This is a genomic window from Tepidicaulis sp. (genome assembly GCF_965222285.1).
GTDB lineage: Bacteria > Pseudomonadota > Alphaproteobacteria > Parvibaculales > Parvibaculaceae > Tepidicaulis.
Genome location: NZ_OZ244942.1, coordinates 1,470,052 through 1,492,233 on the forward strand (window position 1 = coordinate 1,470,052; position 22,182 = coordinate 1,492,233).

The following is a 22,182-nucleotide window of genomic DNA, read 5'->3' on the forward strand; positions in this document are numbered from 1 at the left end:
CTGATGAGCGGCAATCCGAAAGAAAATCTCAAAACCCCCCTCGGCATTGTGGCCGGCAAGGGGCCGCTGCCTGTCGCCGTGGCCGAGGCCGCGCGCAAGGAAGGCCGTAAGGTTTTCATTGTCGGCGTGCCGAATGAAAGTGAGCGCGGCATCGAGGCCTATCCTCATGCCTGGATACCGCTTGGCAAATTGGGCGCAACGGTAAGCGCTCTCAAGAAAGCCGGGTGCCGCGATCTTGTGATGATCGGCCCGCTCGCGCGCCCGGAGCTTTCTGCGCTGCGGCTCGATTGGGGCGGGCTGAAATTCCTGCCGCGCTTTTTAAAACTCCTGCGCAATGGCGATGATGCCTTGTTGCGCGGTTTCGTCGACTATTTCGAAAAAGAACACGGCTTTTGCGTCGTCCCCGCCGAAGGTGTGCTGACGGATCTGCGCGCGCCGGCAGGTGTCTGGACGAAAGTCCGCCCAGATGCTGCCGATGAGGCCGATATTGCGCGCGGCAAAGAGCTGCTTGCCGCCATCGGTCCTTTTGACATGGGCCAAGGCACGGTTATCTGCCGCAATGTGGTGCTGTCCATCGAAGGGCCGGAAGGCACGGATGCGATGCTGGCGCGTGTCGCCGCGCTGCCATCTAGCTTGCGCGGCAAGAAAGGCGCGCGGGCCGGTGTCCTTGTCAAACTGCCGAAGCCTGAGCAGGAGCGCCGCGTCGATCTGCCGACCATCGGTGTCATGACCGTGGAAAATGCCGCCGCCGCAGGGCTTGCGGGCATCGCGGTCGAAGCGGGCGGCGCGCTTGTCGTCGATATGCGCGCACTTGTCGCCCGGGCCGATGAATTGGGCCTCTACATTCTGGCGCTGGAGGCTGCAGCGTGAGCGAAGAAAAGCCGCTTCATATCATGCTGGTGGCGGGCGAGCCCTCGGGCGACGCGCTGGGCGGCCCGCTTATGGCGGCGCTGAAAAAGCTTTCCGCGCGCCCGCTCGCCTTTAGCGGCGTCGGCGGCGAGCGGATGAGCGAGCAGGGCATCAGCTCGATCTTTCCGATGACGGATATCGCCGTGATGGGCCCGCGCGAAGTGATCCCGCGCCTGCCGCTTATTCTAAAGCGTATGCGTGAGACGGCGGCCCATGCAGTGGAAACGAAACCCGATCTCATCGTCATGATCGATGCGCCGGACTTCACGCATAATGTCGCCCGCCGCATCGCAAAAAAGGCGCCGGATATTCCCATCGTCGATTATGTCTCGCCGACGGTCTGGGCCTGGCGGCAAGGCCGGGCAACCTCCATGGCGAAACACTTCACACGCGTGCTGGCGCTGCTTCCTTTCGAACCGCAATTCTTCAAGGCTCATGCAGGGCTCGACTGCGTTTATGTCGGCCATCCCGCCATCGAGCGCCTGCCGGACGAAGACGCCGGGCCTGCTTTCCGTGCGCGCCATGCCATTGCGCCAGAAACGCCCTTGCTTGTCATGCTGCCCGGCAGCCGGGTCAATGAAGTCAAACGCCTTATCGCGCTTTTCGGCGCGACGGTTGAGCGGTTGAGCAGTGAGCTGCCGGGGCTTGAAATCGTGATCCCCGCGCTCTCCCATGTCCGCCCGCTCATCGAAAAGGAAGTCGAAGACTGGCCCGTCCGCACGGTTCTGGTTACAGGTGAAGAGGAGAAGCTGGGCGCCTTTGCCGCTGCGAATGCGGGACTTGCCGCCTCGGGTACCGTCGCACTTGAGCTTGGCCTTGCCCGGCTTCCCATGGTGATCGGCTACAAGATAGATCCTATTGCTGCTTGGGCCGTATCGCGCGCCCTGAAAGTGCCTTCCGTGGTGCTGCCTAATCTCATTCTCGACCGCCCGGCGGTGCGTGAATTCCTGCAGCAATTCTGCACACCGGAGGCACTTTCCGGCGCGCTCCTGCCATTGATGCGCGAGACCACGGAGCGGGCAAAGGCGCTCGCTGATCTCGATGAGATGCGCGAGATCATGGGCGTGGGCGGTGAGCCCGCCAGTATCCGCGCCGCCCGCGCCGTGCTGGAGCTTTTGCCGGGCGCTCAGAAAATTTAAGGACAAACAAAAAGGGCGCCCCGCAAGGCGCCCTTCTTTCTTGCCGCCGCTGCGCTTATTTGCGCTTGGCGATATCGGAATATTCGCGCGATTTCGCGCCGGTGAAAAGCTGACGCGGACGACCGATGCGCTGCTTCGGGTCTTCGATCATTTCGTTCCACTGGGCAATCCAGCCGACCGTGCGGGCCAGCGCGAAGAGCACCGTGAACATCGTGGTCGGGAAGCCCATCGCTTTCAGCGTGATGCCCGAATAGAAGTCGATATTCGGGTAGAGCTTCTTCTCGATGAAATATTCGTCCGAAAGCGCGATGCGCTCCAGTTCCATCGCTACATCGAGCAGCGGATCGTCATTGATGCCGAGCTCTTTCAGCACCGCATGACAGGTCTGCTGCATGACTTTGGCGCGCGGGTCGTAGTTCTTGTAAACCCGGTGACCGAAGCCCATCAGACGGAACGGGTCGTTCTTGTCTTTGGCCTTCGCCACATATTCGGGGATGCGGTCGACGGAACCGATCTCCTGCAGCATGTTTAGCGCTGCTTCATTGGCGCCGCCATGAGCCGGGCCCCAGAGGCAGGCGATGCCCGCCGCGATACAGGCGAAGGGGTTGGCGCCAGAGGAGCCTGCCAGACGCACCGTCGAGGTGGAGGCGTTTTGCTCATGATCCGCATGCAGAATGAAGATCTTGTCCATCGCATCGGCAAGCACGGGGCTCACATTGTATTTTTCCGCCGGAACGGAGAAGCACATATGCAGGAAGTTTTCCGCGTAGGAAAGATCGTTGCGCGGATAAACCACCGGCTGGCCGATCGAGTATTTGTAAGCCATGGACGCGATGGTCGGGATCTTGGCGATCATACGGCGGCTGGCGATCATGCGCTGCTGCGGATCGTTGATATCCGTGCTGTCGTGATAGAAGGCGGACAGGGCGCCGACCATGCCGACCATGATGGCCATCGGATGCGCATCCCGGCGGAAACCGCGCAGGAAATATTGCATCTGCTCATGCACCATCGTGTGGCGCGAGATGGCGTAGGAAAACTCGTCATATTCCTGCTTTGTCGGCAGCTCGCCGTTCAGCAGCAGGTAGCAGGTTTCCAGGAAGTTGCCTTTTTCCGCGATCTGCTCGATCGGGTAGCCGCGGTAAAGCAGCTCGCCCTTGTCGCCGTCGATATAGGTGATGTCGGACTCGCAGCTTGCCGTCGAGGTGAAGCCGGGATCGTAGGTGAAATATCCCGTCTGGCCGTAAAGGGCGCTCACATCGATGACGCTTGGTCCAATCGAGCCTTCATAGACCGGCAGGTCATAGGTCTTACCGCCGACTTCCAGTTTGGCCGTTTGCTTCGCTCCAGCGTCGGTTCCCGTTTTCGTCATCGTTGTCCCTATCCTTCTCCTGGACCCGGCTGCGGCGCGGTACCGCGGCGGGCATAGTGCAACATCTTGTTATGCCGCTGCTACTCGGATTTACCGGCCCGAGTGTAAAACGGCGGATCGAAGCGGGCCTTAGCCTGCCTGATCCTCGATCCGGCCGAGGGATTCCTCCCGGCCGAGTGAAACCAGAACATCAAAAATCCCCGGCGAGGTGCTGCCGCCGGTCAGTGCCGCGCGCAAAGGCTGCGCGACCTTGCCGAGTTTGAGACCCATATCCTCCGTGAACTGGCGCACCGCCGCTTCCAGCGCCTCGATTTCCCAGTCGGGCAGGGCGGAAAGCACTTCATGCAGCTTTTTCAGCATGGCGCGGGCGTCGTCATTCAGCAGCTTCTGGGCTTTTTCGTCCAGCGGGATCGGCCGCGTCACCCGAAGGTATTCGGCGCCCTTGCCAAGTTCAATCAGGGTTTTCGCCCGCTCTTTCAGGCCCGGCATGGCCTCGACGAGCTTGGCGCGCAAGCCCGCATCCTCTGGCCAGCCTTCCAGCCGCTTCATCAGCGACAGTGTTTGATCGGCCAGCATTACGTCGTCCCCCTGGCGGATGTGGATGCCGTTGAGGTTTTCGAGTTTTGCGAAATCGAACCGCGCCGGCGACTTGCCGATATTCTCAAGGCCGAACCATTCGATCGCCTGCTCGGTCGAGAACACTTCATCATCGCCATGGCTCCAGCCGAGCCGGACGAGATAATTGCGCATCGCCTCGGGCAGATAGCCCATATCGCGGTAGGCTTCCACGCCAAGCGCGCCGTGGCGCTTGGAAAGTTTCGCGCCGTCCGGCCCGTGAATGAGCGGCACATGGGCGAATTCCGGCGGCGTCCAGCCAAGGGCCGCATATAGCTGGCTCTGGCGCGCGGCATTCGTCAGGTGATCGTCGCCCCGGATGATATGGGTGATGCCCATATCCACATCGTCCACCACCACGGAGAGCATATAGGTGGGCGTGCCGTCCGAGCGCAGCAGAATGAGATCGTCGAGCTGGTTGTTGGCGATGCGGATATCGCCCAGCACATGGTCGCGCACCACGGTTTCGCCTTCCTGCGGCGCCTTGAAACGCACCACGGGTTTGACGCCTGCCGGCGCCTCGCCGGGGTCGCGGTCCCGCCAGGTGCCGTCATAGCGCGGCGGGCGGCCTTCGGCGCGGGCCCTCTCGCGCATTTCTTCAAGCTCTTCAGGCGAGCAATAGCAATAATAGGCTTTGCCCTCGGCAATCAGCTTTTCGGCGGCGGCCTGGTGCTTTTCCTGGCGCGAGAACTGATAGACCGGCTCGTCGTCCCATCCGAGCTCCAGCCAGTTCAGCCCTTCGAAAATCGCATCGATGGCGCCCTGAGTGGAGCGTTCGCGGTCCGTATCCTCAATACGCAGAAGAAACCGGCCCCCGTGATGGCGCGCAAACAGCCAATTGAACAGCGCCGTGCGGGCACCGCCAATATGCAGATAGCCGGTCGGCGAAGGCGCGAAACGGGTGACGACTTTTTGAGTTCCGGTCATTCTAACGTTCAGCTTTATTTTCAGCGGGGTGACCCGCTGGAATTTCAGTCCTGGTGTGGCGTGAAGGCCCAGCCGCGGACACTGGCCTAAGGCCGAGGAAACCGTTGCGGCAGGGGCGTAAACAGGCTGCCGTTCTTACCACAGGCAAAGGGGGCGTGGTAGCGTTCCGCGCATACTTTTTTCCGGCTTTCCGGGCTCTGCGGGGCGAAATATTCGCGATTTGTTCTTGAGGAGGGGGATATCGCGCTAGGTACCGGAGATATTTGGCCCGCCGGGTCCGGGAGGTGGGGGCTGGGGCGGACCTGGAGGGGGCTCTCCGGCCCGGTTTTTTCCCTATGGCACGGGCTCTTGCGGGAATCGGAGAGGTTCGGCCTCTGGGCGCCGGTTTTCCTGGGGCTCGGGATTCTCCTTTATTTTAGCCTGCGGTTCGAGCCGGCCTGGGGCTGGGCGGCGCTCCTTGCCCTTGCCGCGTTCCTGGCTCAGTGGCGCCTTGCGGCGCGCCCGCTCTTGCGCCTTGCGCTCATAGCGGCGGGGCTTGCCGCGCTCGGCTTTGCGCTCGCGGGGCTGCGCGTCAGCATTATCGATCATTCCCCGCTCACGGGTGAGCTCTCCTACGGCATTTTGCAGGGCACGGTGAGCGCGGTGAGCCGGGAGGGCGACGGGCGGCTGCGCGCCGATGTAGAGATCGAGGCGCTGGAACATGTGCCGGACCCGCCCCGCAAGGTTCGCCTCACCTACCGGGGCTCGGACCCGCGCGCGCTGGCGCTGCGGCCCGGTGACCGGATCGAAGGGCCGGTGAAGCTTTGGCCCAATAGCCTGCCTGCCGCGCCCGGCGGGTTCGATTACGGCAGGGTGCTCTGGTTCGAGGGGATCGGCGCGGGCGGCGTCATGCTGGGCGCGCCGGAAATCCAGGGAGAGGCGGAGGGCGTGTTTGTTGCCGCCCGTAGAGCACTGCATGCGCTGCGCCAGGCTATCGGCGCGCGGGTGCTCGCCGCCATGTCGCCCGACACCGGCGCGGTCGCCGTTGCGCTGATGACCGGCGAGCGGGCTTATTTGCCGCAAGAGGTGGAAGAAAATTTGCGCGCCTCGGGCCTTGCCCATGTGCTGGCGATTTCCGGTCTTCACATGGCGCTGCTGACGGGCGCGCTCTTCGGAGGCTTGCGCCTTCTCATGGCGCTGGTGCCGCGCCTTGCGCTGCATTACCCGGTGAAGAAATGGGCGGCCGGGCTCGCGCTTGCAGGTGCCGCCGCCTATCTCGTCATTTCCGGCATGAGCACGGCGACCCAGCGCGCCTTCATCATGATCGCGCTTGTGCTGCTCTCGCTCATGCTCGACCGGCCGGCCATGACCATGCGCAATGTGGCGCTTGCCGCTTTTGCGCTTCTGGTGCTCCGGCCCGAAAGCGTGCTCTCTGCCGGTTTTCAAATGTCCTTTGCCGCCGTGACGGCACTGGTTGCGGTGTATGAAACCCGCGCCGCGCAGCTCAATGCTTTGCTCGCGGATTGGCGCGCCCGCGGGCCGCTGCAGCTTGCGCTGCTTTATGGGGCCGGGCTCTTGCTGACGAGTTTCATTGCCGGGCTCGCCACGGCACCCTTTGCCGCGTTCCACTTCAACCGTGTCGCCGCCTATGGCCTCGCAGGCAATCTCCTTGCCATGCCGCTTGTCGCGCTGCTCGTCATGCCTTTTGCCGTTGCCGCTTTCGCGCTCATGCCTTTCGGGCTCGAGGCCTGGCCGCTCGCCATTATGGAGCTCGGGCTTGAAGGATTGCTTGCTGCTGCTGCCACCGTTGCCGCGTGGCCGGGCGCGGTGCGCGGCGTGCCGGGCGGACCGGAGGCCGCCTTGGGGCTCGTCACTTTGGGCGGGCTCTGGCTTGCCTTATGGAAGGGGCGGGTCCGCTTTGCCGGCAGCCTCTTTCTTGCGGGCGGGCTTCTTCTTTGGGCGCTTGCGCCGCGCCCCGATATTCTCATATCCGAAAATGCCCGCCTTATTGCGGTGCGGGGCGAAGACGGCAAGCTCATCCTCAATGCATCGCGCCCGGCCTTTCAGGCTTCCATCTGGCTGCGGGAGGAAGGCGACACCCGCAGCCCCCGCGCGGCGGCGGAAGAGACGCCCTGGCGCTGCGACGGGCTTTCCTGTCTCTATGAAGCGCCGGGCGCCCCGCGCATCGCTCACATCAAAGACGAGCGGGCACTGCTTGAGGATTGTCCGTGGGCAGACATTATTGTGATGGAAAAAGATGTGGGATGGGGGCTTGATGATAAAGCCTGCCATGCCCGGCTGGTGCTCGATTACGGCGATTTATCGCGCACGGGCACGCAGGCGCTTTATTGGAATGAGGGAAAGCTGACAGTGGAAACGGTAAGGGGCGTGCAGGGCATCCGGCCCTGGACACGCCCCTGGTAGTTTGCAGGCGCTTAGTAGCGGCGCATTAGGCCGACAAGGCGGCCCTGAACCTTCACCCGGTCCGGGCCGAAGATCCGCGTTTCATAGGCAGGGTTCGCCGCTTCCAGCGCAATGGAATCGCCTTTCCGGCGCAGGCGCTTCAAGGTTGCTTCGTAGCCATCGACCAGCGCCACAACGATCTCCCCATTATTGGCCGTATCGCAGCGCTGAATGATCACGGTGTCGCCGTCCAGAATGCCGGCCTCGATCATGGAATCGCCTTTGACTTCCAACGCGTAATGCTCGCCGTTGGAGAGCATGGCAAGCGGTACGGAAACCTGATGGCTTTCCTCCTGCAGCGCCTCGATCGGCGTACCGGCGGCAATCCGGCCCATGACGGAGACGGGTAGGGCATCGTTCTCATTGGCAGGGGCGGGTGCCAGGCTCGCAGCGGGGGCGCCGCCGCCCTCGATCACCTCCGGCTCGAAGCCGCGCCCGCGCGCCAGGCTCGGGGCCGCCGCATCGGGCAGTTTCAGCACTTCCAGCGCCCGGGCCCGGTGGGCGAGGCGGCGGATAAAGCCGCGCTCTTCCAGCGCTGTGATGAGCCGGTGAATGCCCGATTTCGAGCGCAAATTCAGCGCTTCCTTCATTTCGTCGAAGGAAGGCGCAACGCCCGTTTCTTTCAGGCGTTCGTTGATGAACATAAGAAGTTCATGCTGTTTGCGTGTGAGCATGGGTGCGGCCCCAATATCTAGAACAAACGATAAACATTTCACTTGTTCTAGTTTGGTTCTTTTTCCGCGTCAACCCTTCTGTGGATAAAATTACCCTTCAAGGGGGAGGACATTAACCAGCGCCCCGGTTTCCGCGGCTGCCGCATGGGGCGGACGCACGATAAGGCAGCCCGCGCGGGCAAGGCCGGAAAGCATGGAACTGTCCTGAACGGAAAGCGGCTTGGCGCGCCATTCCCCGTCCTCCTCCTCAAGCGCAGCGCGGATGTAGTCCTGGCGCGTGTCATTGGCTTTGAGCGGCACGGCAAGGCGGGCGGGCAAAAGCCGGGGGTGCGCCGCTTGCCGCCCCTGAAGGCGCATCAGCGCGGCGCTGAGGAAAAGCTCGGCGCAGACAAGCGCGGAGACGGGATTGCCCGGCAGGCCGAGAAAAGGTTTTCCCGAGAGCGCACCGAACATCAAGGGCTTGCCTGGGCGCATGGCAATGCGCCAGAAGGCGACGTCGAGCCCGGCGCCGCCCAGCACATCCTGCACGAGATCGTGCTCACCGACCGAGGCTCCGCCCAGCGTCACCACCATGTCGGCGTCTTTTGTAGCGTCCGCTTTTTCCAGAAGGCTTTCCCGGTTGTCCCGTGCAATCCCAAGATCGAGCGGCACGCCGCCGCAGCGGCGGATGAGGGCGGCAAGGCCCGCGCCCGTCGAGGCGACGATTTGCGAAGGGCCCGGCTCCTCGCCCGGAGGCACCAGCTCATCGCCCGTCGCAAAAAATGCAACGCGCGGGCGCCGGTAAACATCGAGCGCAGTATGGTTCGCAGCGGCGGCAAGGGAGAGCGCGGCGGGTCCGAGCAGCGCGCCTTGTTTAAGCACGCTTTCTCCTTCGCTAAAATCGAGCCCGGCGCGGCGGATATGTTTGCCGGGGACGGCCGCTTCCAGAATGCGCACGGTGTCGCCGCTGCGCTCCGTATCTTCCTGAATGACGATAGTGTCGGCGCCCTCAGGCAGCGGCCCGCCGGTGAAAATACGCACCGCCTCGCCGGAGCCTACTTTGCTCTCAAAGGCGCGCCCGGCCGGTGCTTCACCGATCACTTTCAGCTCCGCCGGCACCTTGGCGGCGTCTTCTGCCCTCAGCGCATAGCCGTCCATGGCCGAGGCATCGAAAGGGGGCTGCGTGCGCAAAGCGGCAAGATCGCGGGCGAGCACCCGGTGGCCCGCTTCGGCGAGCGGAATGCGCTCCGCTTCAAGCGGGGCAATAGCAGCGCCGATTTTCTCGATCGCGTCGGCAACGGGAAGAAGAGCCATGAGGAACCTTTTAGCCGGCCTCAAAGGTGCCGGATTTACCGCCCGATTTATGCGTCAGGCGAATGTCGGTGATGCGCATGCCCCGGTCCACCGCTTTCGCCATGTCGTAGATCGTCAGGCACGCAACATTGACGGCGGTCAGCGCTTCCATCTCGACGCCCGTCTGCCCGCTCACTTTCACCGTGGCGCTCACCTCGATGGCAGAGGCCTCCTTGTCGGCTTCAAGTTCGACGGAGACTTTGGAAAGCATCAAGGGATGGCAGAGCGGAATGAGGTCCGCGGTCTTTTTCGCCGCCATGATCCCGGCAAGGCGCGCGATCTCGATGACGTTTCCCTTGGTGATCTTGTTGTCGAGAATGAGGGCAAGCGTTTCCGGTGCCATTTCGATGCGCCCTTTGGCGGTTGCGGTGCGCTGCGTCACATCCTTGGCCGAAACATCGACCATATGCGCCGCGCCCTTGTCATCGAGATGGGAAAGCTTGCCCGCCATGCTTAAAGCTCCTTGCGCATAAAACAGCGCCGGTCGATGGGAAGGCCGCTTTCTTCTTCATGCGCATGAATGATGAAGAAGGCCGGCGACCAGTCCTCCCGCTCTACCACCGAAAATCCCTGGCGGCCATAATAAGGCGCATTCCAGGGCACGTCCGTGAAGGTGGAAAGCGTCACCGCCGGTTTGCCGAGGGCTTTGGCCCAGTCGGAAACGGCGCCGATAAGCCTCCCTCCGAGCCCTTGCCGGCCATGGGCGGTATCGACGGAAATTTCATGGATGAAGACCGAATGGTCGAGCGGCGCGGACATGGCAAAACCGGCCAGCGCGCCGTCTTCCGCCTCGGCCACGAAACAGCCTTTGGCCCGCACGAAGGCGGCCGCCATTTCCGGTTCCATGAATTTATGCGAAAGATGCCCCATGCCGACGGTCTTGAAGAGCTGTCCCGCCGCCACCTCGACGGGGCCGAGAGCGGGAACATCGTCAAGTGTGGCAAGGCGAATTTCGTAGCTCATCGGGTCAGGCTCTCATTTCTTGCCTATGCAGCAATGTGCGCGTCGCCTGTTCCACATCCGCCTGACGCATCAGGCTTTCCCCGATCAAAAAGCTGTTCACGCCGCAAGCGGAAAGCATGGCAAGATCAGCGGGCGTGTTGAGGCCGCTTTCCCCGACAATCAGTTTGCCTTTGGGGACAAAGGGTACGAGACGCTTTGTCGTCTCCAATGTCGTCTCAAAGGTCTTCAAATTCCGGTTATTGATGCCGAGCAGCGGCGAGGAAAGCGCGCCTGCGCGTTCCAGCTCTTCCTCGTTATGCACTTCCACCAGCACGTCCATGTCATAGCCGTGGGCGGCGCTTTCGAGTTCGAGCGCCTGTGCGTCGCTGACCGCCGCCATGATGATGAGAATGCAATCCGCGCCCAGCGCCCGCGCCTCGGCCACCTGATAGGTGTCGTACATGAAATCCTTGCGGATGACGGGCAGGGCGGTTGCCGCGCGGGCAGCGACGAGATATTCCGGCGCGCCCTGAAAGGATGGCGTGTCGGTGAGAATGGAAAGACAGGCCGCCCCGCCTTTTTCATAAGCCTTGGCAAGTTCCGGCGGGTTGAAGTCCTCGCGGATAAGGCCTTTGGACGGGCTTGCCTTCTTGATCTCGGCAATCAGCCCGTAGCGCCCTTGCGCTTCCGTCTTCTGCAGCGCCTTGTAAAAACCGCGCACCGGCGATTGGCTTTCGATCTCCACTTCAAGCGCGCTCAAGGGTTTGGCCGCTTTCGCTGCCTTGATCTCTTCCAGCTTATAGGCGCCGATGCGCTCCAGAATATCGCTCATGGCTCAAGCTCGTTCGATACGGCGACGAGACGCTTCAGTGCCTCTTTCGCCCGGCCTTCATCGATGGATGCGGCGGCCATGGCAACGCCTTCTTTCAGGTTTTGCGCTTTCCCGGCAACGATCAATCCCGCCGCGCTGTTGATGAGCACGATATCGCGGTAAGCGCCGGGTGCCCCGTCGAGGAGGCGCGTCAGCGCGCCGGCATTCTCCGCCGGATCGCCGCCTTTCAGCGCTTCGGGGTCGGCTGGCGGCAGGCCCGCCTCTTCCGGCGTCACGGTGAAGCGGCGCACCTTGCCGTCTTTCAGTTCCGCCACATGCGTCGGGCCCGTGGTGGTGATTTCATCGAGCCCGTCCGAGCCATGCACGACCCAGACATGTTCCGAGCCGAGTTTCTTGAGCACATGGGCCAGCGGCTCCACCCATTTTTCGGCAAAGACGCCCATCAGCTGGCGCTTTGCGCCTGCCGGGTTGGACAGCGGGCCCATCAGATTGAAAATCGTCCGTGTGCCGAGTTCCACGCGCACCGGGCCCACATGTTTCATCGCGGCATGATGATAGGCGGCGAACATGAAGCCGATGCCGCTCTCCTCGATGCAGCGGCTGATATGGGCGGGCGGAATGTCGAGTTTGACGCCGAGCTTTTCCAAGACTTCCGACGAGCCGGAGCGCGAGGAGAGCGCCTTGTTGCCATGCTTGGCAATGGGCACGCCGCAGCCGGCAAGGACGAAGGACACGGCGGTTGAAATGTTGTAGGTGCCGGAGGCGTCACCCCCTGTCCCGCAAGTGTCGATGGCACCTTCCGGCGCTTTCACATGTGTCGCCTTGGCGCGCATGATCGCGGCGCCCGCCGCAATTTCTTCCACCGTTTCCCCGCGCACCCGCAGCGCCATCAGAAAGGCGCCGATCTGCGCCGGGGTCAGCGCGCCCGTCATCATCGCCTCGAAGGCGACCGTCGCTTCGTCTGTGGTCAGGGGATGGGCGTCGGCGACTTTCGCGATCAGCGCTTTGAAATCCGTCATGGGGTCTTCTTTACTTCAGGTCGGTCCGGCTCGGCGTAAGCTTAGACGGTTTCGGCAATGGCAATCCCGGCAAGCTCGAGGAAGTTGCGCAAAATATCGTGCCCGTGCTGGGAAGCGATGCTTTCCGGGTGGAACTGCACGCCGTGAATGGGCAGCTCCTTATGCTGCACGCCCATGATGACGCCGTCATTGGTCTTCGCGGTGACTTCCAGGCAGTCCGGCAGGCTTTCGGGCTCAATGGTCAGCGAATGATAGCGCGTTACCTCGAGCGGGCTCGGCAGCCCGGCAAAGACGCCTTTGCCCGTGTGATGAACGGGCGAGATCTTGCCATGCATGGGCGAGGGCGCGCGCACGATCTTCGCGCCGAAGGCCTGGCCGATTGCCTGATGGCCGAGGCAGACACCGAAAATCGGCAAGGTCCCGGCAGCCGATTTGATGAGATCGAGACAGATGCCCGCCTGATCCGGATCGCAAGGTCCCGGCGAAATCATGATGCCCTGCGGCTTCAGCGCCAGCGCGTCGCGCACCGACAGCGTGTCGTTCCGGCGCACTTCGGTTTCGACCCCCAGATCGCCGAGAAAATGCACCAGATTGTAGGTGAAGCTGTCGTAATTATCGATCAGCAGGAGCATGGGCGTACTCGCTCAGAATCAGTTGGGCCGGACCTCCGCAAAAGCGGCCAAATGCATATAGGGGCGGAAGGTTTCCGTTTATAGGTGCGCTCCATGGCCGGGCACAAGGCGCTAAGGCGATTTTAAGTGTCATTGGGGTAAGAAATCCACAGATACCGCGCGGTGCGGCGCTTGCCGGATCGCCTCTAAATATGGTCTTATCCGCGTGACATGACACAGTATATGGGGGCCACCCAGCCGGGGCAAAGGCGGCAGCCCGGGCCAAGTCTGAGGAGAACCAGCCGGCGTGCCGGACTGGCCCATGAGGCATTGCTTCTTGCCGCGCTGCTTTTCGCCGTGGGGCTCATCTCCGGGGCGGGGATCGGTCTTGCCCTTCCCGATGTGGCCATGGCCCTGGGGCTGAAGAAAGAAGGCCCCTCGCTTTCCGTGCCGCTGGCGCCCGGCCCGCAAGTCGCATCCGCCGATATTCTGCCGCTTCCCCGCGTCATCGAGCCTGCCAATGCGGTGGAGCCCGCCTTCCTCATTGCCGAGCCTCTGCGTCACCGCAAGGGTGATCTCGGCGGCCTTCGCTTCGCCGGTGTCGCTGGCGGCCCCGCGCAGTCGCTTGCCGAACCTTCCCCGGTGGAAGAACCCGCAGAACAGCAGATCGCTGCCGTCTTTGAAGACCGCCTGCCGGAAGGCGAACTTGTGACCGGTTCCGTCACCAAGACGGCAAGCGAACCGGCCGCCGCGCCAGTGGAAGAGCAACAGGTCGCGGCTCTTGCGCCGCCCGTCAAAGAGGCCATCGCAGACCCTGCGCCGCTTCTCGGGCCAGATGCGCCGCAAATTTCCATCATCCTCGATGATCTGGGGCTGAATGCCGCCGCTGCCCGCCGCGCCATGAACCTGCCGAAACCAGTCACGCTTTCCTTTCTGCCTTATGGGGAGGCGACCTCGCGCCTTGCCGCCGAGGCGCGCGAGGCGGGCCATGAGGTCATGCTACATCTGCCCATGGAGCCGCTCGGCGAAGAAGACCCCGGCCCCAAAGCGCTCACCACTGGCATGAGCCCGGCGGAGATCGAAGAGACGGTGCGCTACAACCTTGCCGCCTTCAGCGGCTATAGCGGCGTCAACAACCACATGGGAAGCCGCTTCACAGAGGATGTGCGCGCGCTCATCCCCGTCATGCGGGTGCTGCGTGAGAAGGGGCTCTTTTTTGTGGACTCGCTGACAAGCGAGCGTTCCCGCGCCGGGGAAGTCGGGCGCATGGCGGGCGTGCCGGGCACGGCGCGCGATGTCTTTCTTGATCATGCCGAAGGGCCTGACCATCTGTTGCACCAGTTGCAGCTTCTGGAAGAAAAGGCGCGCAAAGAAGGCCGGGCCGTCGCCATCGCCCATCCCCACGATCTGACGCTGGAAATGCTCGATGTCTGGGTGCGCAGCCTGGCGGCCAAAGGCATCCGGCTTGTACCGGCGTCCGAAATCATCGCGCAGAACGCCGCGCGCGGCTAAACGCTCTTTGTCCTGATTAGTTTTAAGTTACTGCCCGCGGCCCGTTTGCGAGGCAAAGCGCACCGCCTCTTCGGCGGCCCGGAAAAGCGCCTTCGCCTTGTTCACACTTTCCGTATATTCGCCTTCGGGGCTGGAATCGGCAACGACGCCGCCGCCCGCCTGCACATACATCTTGCCGTCTTTGACGATGGCCGTGCGCAGCACGATGCAGGTGTCCATGTTCCCGCCTGCCGAGAAATAACCGACGCAGCCGGCATAAGGCCCGCGCTTTTCAAGCTCAAGCTCGTCGATGATTTCCATCGCCCGCACCTTCGGCGCGCCCGAGACGGTGCCTGCCGGAAAACCGGCAATCAATGCGGAAATCGCATCATAACGCGCATCGTCGAGCTCGCCGCGCACATTCGAAACGATGTGAATGAGGTGCGATGTGTATTGCAGGGCGAATTGGTCGGTCACTTCCACCGTGCCGATCTTGGCGACGCGGCCCACATCGTTGCGCCCGAGATCGAGCAGCATCAAATGTTCGGCCCGCTCCTTGGGATCGGAAAGAAGATCGGCTTCGATGGCGGCATCTTCCGCGCGGTTTTCCCCGCGCCGGCGCGTGCCCGCAATGGGGCGGATCGTGACTTCGCCATCATGCACCTTCACCAGAATTTCCGGGCTCGAGCCGACGATGGAAAAGCCGTCGAAATTCAGGAAATAAAGGTAAGGCGAGGGGTTGATACGGCGCAGCGCCCGGTAAAGCGCGAAAGGCGGCAGATCGAACGGCGCCTCGAAGCGCTGGCTCAGCACGACCTGAAAGATGTCGCCGGCAAGGATATATTCCTTCGCCTGTTCGACCATCGAAAAATACGTCTCTTTCGGCGTGTTGGAGGCAGGCTCGGGAATGGCCGCCGCGTCGGCGGCTTCCTCGACATGCGTCAACGGGCGGTCGAAATTTTCGATCACCGCGTTCAGCCGCTCGCTGGCGCGCGCAAAGGCGGCTTTCGCATTCACCGAGCCGTCGGGGCGTACGGGCGTTACCAGAATGACTTCGTCTTTGACGGAATCGAACACCGCAATCACCGTCGGGCGCACGAAAAGCCCGTCCGGCAAGCCGAGCGCATCCGGGTTCTCATCCGGCAGATGCTCCATCAGCCGCACGGCGTCATAGCCCAGATAGCCGAAAACCCCCGCCGCCATGGAAGGCAGGACCTCGGGAATGTCGAGCCGGCTTTCTTCCAGAAGTGCGCGCAGCGAGGCCAGCGTGTCCTCCGCGCAAGGCTCGAAGGCTTCCGCATCGAGCGCCGCCTTGCGGTTGATTTCCGCCTGATTGCCTTTGGAGCGCCAGATGATGTCCGGGTTCAGCCCGATAATTGAATAGCGCCCGCGCGTATCCCCGCCTTCCACCGATTCCAGCAGGAAGCTGTTCGGCGCGTTCGCCGTGATCTTCAGATAGGCGGAGACCGGTGTTTCCAGATCGGCAACGAGGCGCGTCCACACAAGCTGGGGTTTCCCGGCCTGATAGGTGGTCTCGAAGCTGCCGAAATCGGGTTCAATCATAACGGGCCGATGCGGGCAGACCCCGCATCCCTCATCTTCCAGTGTGGGCTTCATGTGCGTTACGGGCGGCTTTCTAGCAGAAATACCGCCCGTTGCACTTAGTTTCCGATGATGCGGTTGATCAGGGTCTGGTTGACGCTGATGCCGTATTTCTCCTGCAGGGAAGCCACGAGCGTGCCGACAACATCGTCCTGCGTCGTCTCCCGCAGCGTTTCTTCCAGTGAGGCGACGGCTTCCTTGTTGTCCGCCACGGCAGGGGTGCGCACATCCTTCACCTTCATCAGCAGCAGGCTGTCGCCATAGCCGACGGAGCCGAAGGTGAACTTGCCTTCCGGCGTGCCGAAGAGATTGGCAACGGCAAAGCGCGAGAACGTCTCGTTGCTGGAACGGCGGGAAAGCGGCGGGGAGGTAAGCACCGCCCGGTCGAATTCCCCGGCAATCACCTCGAAAGGCTCACCGCCATTGCCCCGCGCCGAAAGGCTCTCGGCAAGTTCCACAAGCTCACCCCGGCGCTTTTCGCGCATCCACAGATCGACGACCTGATCGCGCACTTCCTCCAGCGGCTTGACGGCAGGCGCGTTCACGCCCGTCAGGTCGATCCAGTAATAGCCATCGTCTTCCGTCTCGATGGCGTCCACCTCTTCGCCTTCTTCCATGGTGAAGGCGGTTTCGAGCAGTTTGACGAGATCGGGGACGTCGGCGGGCTCACCGTTCGCTTTCAGCCCGTCGCGCGTCACGCTCTCCACCCGTTCGAGCGGAATGCCGACCTGGGCGGCGATATCAGCAAGCGGCACACCGGCGGCGCGTTCATCTTCTACCCGGTTATAGATATCGAAGACGTCCTGCACGGCTTGCTCTGAGGCGAGCTGCTTCGTCAGTTCCTCGCGCACATCGGCAAGCTTGGCGGGCTTTGCTGGGGTGACGGAGAGAACTTTGATGACGACGGGACCGAGTGCGCCGTCCAGCGGCTCGCTGACTTCGCCTTCTTTCAATGCGAAGGCGGCGTCTGCTACGTCCTTGCTCAGAAGATCGCCGCGCGTCAGATTCTCGCGCAGCACGTCTTCTTCGGAAAGGCCGGTGGGCGCCAGCACGTTTTCAAGCGTGTCGCCCTGGCGCAGGTTCGAGGCGGCTTTTTCCGCCGCTTCCATTTCCGCAAAGGGGATCTGGTAAAGCGTGCGCGTTTCCGGTTCGTCATATTGATCGCGGCGCTCTTCAAAGGCCTCCGCCAGGGCTTCCTCGCCGATCTCGATGGAAGCGGTGATGGTGTCCGGGCGGATTACCAGCACGTCGAAGCTGCGCGTTTCGGGCGTGGAGAAATTCGCCGCGGCCTTTTCATGCAACTCTTCGATTTCCTCTTCCGTCGGCGGTTCCGGATCGCTCGCCATGTCCGGTGTCAGGATGATGTATTCGGCCAGGCGCTTTTCATTGCGGTAGCCGTAGATCAGCTCCGTCAGCGCATCCGGCACATGGGTGCCCGAGATCGCCGCGCTCAAAAGCTGGTCCCGTTCCAGGAACTCGCGCCGGTCGTTGATCATCGTCTGCTCGTCGATCCGGTTCTGCGCCAGAATAAGATCGAAGGTCTGCTGATCGAAGCGGTTGAAGGGCCCGTGAAAGCTCGGATCCTCGTAAATGTCCTTCGCCACGGTTTCGTCCGCGACCGCAAGGCCCATCTCTTCGACTTGCGCGTTGAGCGCGGCCATACCCACCAGCCGGGCGATCACTTGCCGGTCGAGCCCGTATTCGCGCCCTTCCACCGGGCCGATGGGGCGGCCCAGCCTGTCGGAAAGCTCTTCAAGCTGCTGCTGATATTCGAGCCGGAACCTATTGGCGGGAACTTCCTCGGTTCCGACTTCGGCGACCACATCGCTGCTATACCCGCGAAAGATATCCGCGACCCCCCAGACGGCGAAGCTGAGCGCAATAAGGCCGATGAAAATCATCCCAACCCAGCCGCTGGCGTTTTTACGTAACGTGTCGAGCATTGATAGGTCCCTGGTGTTGCCCCGCCCGGGCTGCCTTCAGGCTGGCCGGACGGATAGGTCGCCGGAAAGGGGTGAAGGGCCGCGCCCTCCAATCCGCAATCAGGCCGTCATGTTCCCGCGTCAGAAAATCCCCCGCAAGGCCGGGCATGATAGGGGCGGGCGTGAGCGGGTACAAGCTCTTGAGCCACTTAACCTATTGGCCTTTCTCCGGCGGTTTGCTAAACGGCGCGTGAGTAGAGTTTCAGGCAGAGTCGGGGCGCAGGCGCCGCTTCTGCGTTTCCCGTTCTATCATCCGTTTCAGCCTGAGGGGATAAGTTGACCATGGCAGCGAGCAAATCGGCGAAAGGCGCCGCGAAAAAGGCACCGCAGCGGCAGGTAAAGCCGCCCAAAGCACTTGTTGCCGGCAATTGGAAGATGAACGGGCTGAAAGCGAGCCGCCGGGAAGTCGCGGCGCTTGCCAAAAAACTGGCCGGCGCCGGCCGCGTGCCTTGCGAAGTGCTGATCTGCCCGCCCGCCACGCTGATCGCGCCTTTGGCCGAAACCGCGAAGGGCAGCACGGTCAAGATCGGCGCGCAGGATTGCCACGCCAAAGAGGCAGGCGCCCATACCGGGGATATCTCCGCCGAGATGGTTAAGGACGCGGGTGGCAAATTCATCATTGTCGGCCATTCCGAGCGCCGCACCGATCACGGGGAAAGCGACAAGGATGTGCGGGCAAAATCGCAGGCCGTTTACCGCGCCGGGCTCACCGCCATTGTCTGCATCGGGGAAACCGAGGTCGAGCGCGATCAGGGCGCGACCCTGAAAGTCCTCACCTCCCAGCTCAAAGGCTCGCTGTCCGATGATGTGACGCCCAAGAACACCGTCATCGCCTATGAGCCCGTCTGGGCCATCGGCACGGGCCGCACCCCCACCGCCGAGCAGGTCCGTGAGGTCCATGCCCATATCCGCAAGCGCCTCGTCGCCCGTTTCGGGGAAGAGGGGGCGAAAATCCGCATTCTTTACGGCGGCTCGGTGAAACCCTCCAATGCCGAAGAGCTGATGGCCGTGCCCAATGTCAACGGCGCGCTTGTCGGTGGGGCGAGCCTCAAGGCGGCGGACTTTTTCGGGATTATCGGCGCCTATCTCTGATTTCCGGGAGGTTCAGCGCTTGTCCCCCGGCAAAAGCGCCGTTTCGGCTCGATTAACGCTATTCGCGGGCTGGTATTCCGCCGGGTCTTGGTTTAAAAGCGCGGCATCTGTGGGAACACCGCATCTGTCAGGCCCGCGGGCAAAGGATACGTCGTCATGGCCACCATCTTGATCGTTATACATCTGCTGATCGCAGTAGCGCTTGTCGCAACCGTCCTTTTGCAAAGGTCGGAAGGCGGTGCGCTGGGTATCGGCGGCGGTGGCGGCGGCGGTATGGTGAGCAACCGGGCCGCAGGCAATGCGCTGACCCGCGCCACGGCGATCCTGGCGGCGCTCTTCTTTGCCACCAGCATCGGCCTGACGCTGCTGGCCCAGGCGGAAAAGCAAGGCTCGTCCATTCTCGAGCAGGTTCCTGCCGGGGTGAGCGAGGAGCCGGTCGAAGCGCCTGAAACGCCGGTTCCCGGCGTGCCGTCCGCGGATGAGGCAGGCGAGGGGGCAGCTGCACCCAGCGCGCCGGTTTCCGAAGAACCGCAGGTGCCGAGCGCCGATTAACCGACGTTTTCTAAGAAATGAGTTTTTGACGTGCGAAAGCTATTTCCGCGCTTCGAATCGCATTGGCTTCGTATAGGATAAGGGTCCATGACGCGGTATATATTCATCACCGGCGGCGTGGTTTCTTCCCTAGGGAAAGGCATTGCATCCGCAGCACTCGGCGCGCTTCTGCAAGCGCGCGGGTTTTCCGTCCGCTTACGCAAGCTGGACCCTTATCTCAACGTCGATCCGGGCACGATGAGCCCCTTCCAGCATGGGGAAGTGTTCGTCACCGATGACGGGGCGGAAACCGATCTCGACCTCGGCCATTACGAGCGTTTTACGGGGCGGCCCTGCTCGAAGGGTGACAATATCACCACGGGCCGCATCTATCAGGACATTATCGCCAAGGAACGGCGGGGCGATTATCTGGGCGGCACGGTGCAGGTGATCCCCCATGTGACCGACGCCATCAAACAGTTCGTTCTCGACGGTAATGAGGGCGTCGATTTCGTGCTCTGCGAAATCGGCGGCACGGTCGGCGATATCGAGGCGCTGCCCTTCTTCGAGGCGATCCGCCAGCTTGGCAACGAGCTGCCGCGCGGCGCGACCTGCTTCATCCACCTGACGCTCATGCCCTTCATCCCGAGCGCCGGGGAAATGAAGACGAAACCCACCCAGCACTCGGTCAAGGAACTGCGCTCCATCGGCATTCAGCCCGATGTTCTGATGTGCCGCTGCGACCGGCCCATTCCGGTGGAAGAACGGCGCAAGATCGCGCTCTTCTGTAACGTGCGCGAGACGGCGGTCATTCAGGCCATCGATGTCGATACGATTTACGACGTGCCCTATCGCTATCACCTGGAAGGGCTCGACACGGAAGTGCTCGGCGTTTTCGGCATCGAGGCGCCGGTGCCGGACCTGACGAGCTGGCAGAACATTTCACATGTCATCCGCGAGCCGGAAGGCGAAGTGACGATTGCCATCGTGGGCAAATATACGGGCCTTAAAGATGCCTATAAGTCGCTGATCGAAGCGCTCACTCATGGCGGCATTGCCAATAAGGTGAGGGTCAATATCAAGTGGCTGGAGTCCGAGATTTTCGAGGATCCGGAGCAGATGCATCACCTGGAAGATGTGAACGGCATTCTCGTGCCGGGTGGCTTCGGTGAGCGCGGCTCGGAAGGCAAGATCGCGGCGGCACATTTCGCCCGCACCCGCGCCGTGCCTTATCTCGGCATCTGCTTCGGTATGCAGATGGCCGTCATCGAGGCGGCCCGCCATATGGCCGGGATCGAGAAGGCAAGCTCCACCGAGTTCGGCCCGCAGGAAGAACCGCTTGTCGGCCTGATGACCGAATGGATGCAGGGCGAGGAACTGGTCAAGCGCGGCTATGATTCAGACCTCGGCGGCACGATGCGCCTTGGCGCTTATGATGCGGCGCTGAAGCCCGGCTCAAAAGTCGCGGAGATTTACGGCGGCACAGAGATCAGCGAGCGCCACCGTCACCGTTTCGAGGTCAACATGGCCTACCGCGAGCGGCTGGAGGAAAAGGGCCTGCTCTTTTCAGGGACATCGCCCGACGGGCTCCTGCCGGAGATCGTCGAGTTGCCGGATCATCCCTGGTATATCGGTGTGCAGTTCCACCCCGAGTTGAAATCCCGGCCTTTCGATCCCCATCCGCTCTTCAAATCTTTCGTCGAAGCGGCCTTGGCGCAAAGCCGCCTCGTTTGACAGCAGTGGAATCGGCCCGGTTTTGCATTAGAGTGGGGCCGCCGGACCGGCCGGCACTCTTGAGAATGCCCGCTCAGCGGGCCTAAAGGTCGAGATTTATGAAACCCAACAGTACCGTGACCGTCGGCAATGTGCATTTTGCCAATGACAAGCCTTTGAGCATCATTTCGGGCCCCTGCCAGATGGAAAGCCGCGAGCATGCGATGATGATTGCAGGCACGCTGAAGGAGATCACGGAAAAGCTGGGGATGGGCTTCGTCTTCAAAGCTTCTTTCGACAAGGCCAACCGCACCAGCATCAAGGGTGCGCGCGGCGTCGGTCTTGCCAATGCGCTGCCGGTCTTCGAGGAAATCAAGAAAGAGTTTGGTGTGCCGGTGCTCACCGATGTGCACAGCCCCGAGCAATGCGCGGAAGTGGCAAGCGTCGTCGATATTCTCCAGATCCCGGCCTTGCTGTGCCGCCAGACGGACCTGGTGGTCGCGGCGGCGAAAACCGGCAAGCCGGTCAATATTAAGAAGGGCCAGTTCCTTGCCCCGTGGGATATGAAGAACGCGGTGGAAAAGGTAACGGAATCCGGCAATCCCAATGTCATGACGACAGAGCGCGGTACCAGCTTCGGCTATAACGCGCTGGTCTCGGACATGCGGGCGCTGCCCGAGCTTGCCTCGTTCGGCGCGCCGGTGATTTTCGATGCTACCCATTCCGTGCAGCAGCCGGCCAGCAAGGGCGCTTCCACTGGCGGGCAGCGCGAATATGTGCCGGTGCTAGCACGCGCCGCCGTCGCGGTGGGCGTCGCCGGTGTCTTCATGGAAACTCATGACGACCCCGACAATGCACCATCCGATGGACCGAACGCGGTATATCTCAGCGATATGGAAGCGCTTTTGAAAAACCTGAAAGCCTTCGACGAGCTCTCCAAGCAGCTTTAAACCACAC

The 22,182-nt window shown here is 62.3% G+C and carries 19 protein-coding genes; 8 read left to right on the forward strand and 11 right to left on the reverse strand.

The features are described from left to right. Positions 1–3 precede the first annotated feature (3 nt). Both ACOQOT_RS06895 and lpxB read left to right on the forward strand, forming a co-directional pair. On the forward strand, positions 4–870 hold the full coding sequence (locus ACOQOT_RS06895; protein ID WP_420561599.1) for an LpxI family protein: 867 nt from the start codon (positions 4–6) through the stop codon (positions 868–870). After that, positions 867–2,048 carry a lipid-A-disaccharide synthase gene (gene lpxB / locus ACOQOT_RS06900; protein WP_420561600.1) on the forward strand — a complete coding sequence of 394 codons (1,182 nt, stop codon included), beginning with the start codon at positions 867–869 and terminating at the stop codon, positions 2,046–2,048. Before ACOQOT_RS06895 ends, lpxB begins: the two co-directional genes overlap by 4 nt. A 55-nt stretch (positions 2,049–2,103) precedes the next feature. Here lpxB and gltA read toward each other — a convergent pair whose 3' ends face one another. Both gltA and gltX read right to left on the reverse strand, forming a co-directional pair. Further along, positions 2,104–3,420 (reverse strand): citrate synthase, encoded by a 1,317-nt coding sequence (gene gltA, locus ACOQOT_RS06905; protein WP_420561601.1) that lies wholly within the window; start codon positions 3,418–3,420, stop codon positions 2,104–2,106. 129 nt (positions 3,421–3,549) lie between these two features. Then, positions 3,550–4,962, reverse strand: coding sequence for a glutamate--tRNA ligase (gene gltX, locus ACOQOT_RS06910; protein ID WP_420561602.1), 1,413 nt, complete (start codon positions 4,960–4,962; stop codon positions 3,550–3,552). Positions 4,963–5,310: 348 nt separating this feature from the next. Here gltX and ACOQOT_RS06915 point away from each other — a divergent pair, with 348 nt between their 5' ends. Then, positions 5,311–7,365: a ComEC/Rec2 family competence protein gene (locus ACOQOT_RS06915; RefSeq protein ID WP_420561603.1), complete on the forward strand. Its 2,055-nt coding sequence runs from the start codon at positions 5,311–5,313 to the stop codon at positions 7,363–7,365. An 11-nt stretch (positions 7,366–7,376) separates the two neighbouring features. Here ACOQOT_RS06915 and lexA read toward each other — a convergent pair whose 3' ends face one another. The 7 genes from lexA to ACOQOT_RS06950 form a co-directional block, all read right to left on the reverse strand. Then, positions 7,377–8,078: a transcriptional repressor LexA gene (gene lexA, locus ACOQOT_RS06920; protein ID WP_420561604.1), complete on the reverse strand. Its 702-nt coding sequence runs from the start codon at positions 8,076–8,078 to the stop codon at positions 7,377–7,379. Positions 8,079–8,168: 90 nt separating this feature from the next. Then, entirely contained in the window at positions 8,169–9,371 is a 1,203-nt protein-coding gene (glp, locus tag ACOQOT_RS06925; RefSeq protein WP_420561605.1) for a gephyrin-like molybdotransferase Glp, read from the reverse strand. Positions 9,372–9,381: 10 nt separating this feature from the next. Further along, positions 9,382–9,861: a cyclic pyranopterin monophosphate synthase MoaC gene (moaC, locus tag ACOQOT_RS06930; protein ID WP_420561606.1), complete on the reverse strand. Its 480-nt coding sequence runs from the start codon at positions 9,859–9,861 to the stop codon at positions 9,382–9,384. Between the two features lie 2 nt (positions 9,862–9,863). Next, positions 9,864–10,373 (reverse strand): GNAT family N-acetyltransferase, encoded by a 510-nt coding sequence (locus tag ACOQOT_RS06935; RefSeq protein ID WP_420561607.1) that lies wholly within the window; start codon positions 10,371–10,373, stop codon positions 9,864–9,866. A gap of 4 nt (positions 10,374–10,377) precedes the next feature. Beyond that, the gene (gene trpC, locus ACOQOT_RS06940; protein WP_420561608.1) at positions 10,378–11,184 is read right to left on the reverse strand and encodes an indole-3-glycerol phosphate synthase TrpC; all 807 of its coding nucleotides are present in this window, start codon (positions 11,182–11,184) and stop codon (positions 10,378–10,380) included. Then, on the reverse strand, positions 11,181–12,203 hold the full coding sequence (trpD, locus tag ACOQOT_RS06945; RefSeq protein WP_420561609.1) for an anthranilate phosphoribosyltransferase: 1,023 nt from the start codon (positions 12,201–12,203) through the stop codon (positions 11,181–11,183). Before trpD ends, trpC begins: the two co-directional genes overlap by 4 nt. A gap of 41 nt (positions 12,204–12,244) precedes the next feature. After that, positions 12,245–12,835, reverse strand: a complete 591-nt coding sequence (locus ACOQOT_RS06950; protein WP_420561610.1) for an anthranilate synthase component II — start codon at positions 12,833–12,835, stop codon at positions 12,245–12,247. 309 nt (positions 12,836–13,144) lie between these two features. On the opposite strand from ACOQOT_RS06950, the gene ACOQOT_RS06955 reads away from it, so the two are divergent. Further along, the gene (locus ACOQOT_RS06955; protein WP_420561611.1) at positions 13,145–14,326 is read left to right on the forward strand and encodes a divergent polysaccharide deacetylase family protein; all 1,182 of its coding nucleotides are present in this window, start codon (positions 13,145–13,147) and stop codon (positions 14,324–14,326) included. Positions 14,327–14,353: 27 nt separating this feature from the next. On the opposite strand, the gene trpE is transcribed toward ACOQOT_RS06955, so the two are convergent. Then, positions 14,354–15,868 carry an anthranilate synthase component I gene (gene trpE, locus ACOQOT_RS06960; protein ID WP_420561612.1) on the reverse strand — a complete coding sequence of 505 codons (1,515 nt, stop codon included), beginning with the start codon at positions 15,866–15,868 and terminating at the stop codon, positions 14,354–14,356. Positions 15,869–15,966: 98 nt separating this feature from the next. Further along, entirely contained in the window at positions 15,967–17,850 is a 1,884-nt protein-coding gene (locus ACOQOT_RS06965; RefSeq protein ID WP_420561613.1) for a SurA N-terminal domain-containing protein, read from the reverse strand. Between the two features lie 414 nt (positions 17,851–18,264). Between ACOQOT_RS06965 and tpiA the strand changes: the two genes are divergently transcribed. From tpiA to kdsA, 4 genes are all read left to right on the forward strand, one after another. After that, complete coding sequence (gene tpiA / locus ACOQOT_RS06970; RefSeq protein ID WP_420561923.1) at positions 18,265–18,981, forward strand: triose-phosphate isomerase; 717 nt, start codon at positions 18,265–18,267, stop codon at positions 18,979–18,981. 156 nt (positions 18,982–19,137) lie between these two features. Continuing rightward, on the forward strand, positions 19,138–19,533 hold the full coding sequence (gene secG / locus ACOQOT_RS06975; protein ID WP_420561614.1) for a preprotein translocase subunit SecG: 396 nt from the start codon (positions 19,138–19,140) through the stop codon (positions 19,531–19,533). Positions 19,534–19,620: 87 nt separating this feature from the next. Further along, positions 19,621–21,246, forward strand: a complete 1,626-nt coding sequence (locus ACOQOT_RS06980; RefSeq protein WP_420561615.1) for a CTP synthase — start codon at positions 19,621–19,623, stop codon at positions 21,244–21,246. 98 nt (positions 21,247–21,344) lie between these two features. Continuing rightward, positions 21,345–22,175, forward strand: a complete 831-nt coding sequence (gene kdsA, locus ACOQOT_RS06985; protein WP_420561616.1) for a 3-deoxy-8-phosphooctulonate synthase — start codon at positions 21,345–21,347, stop codon at positions 22,173–22,175. Positions 22,176–22,182 lie beyond the last annotated feature (7 nt).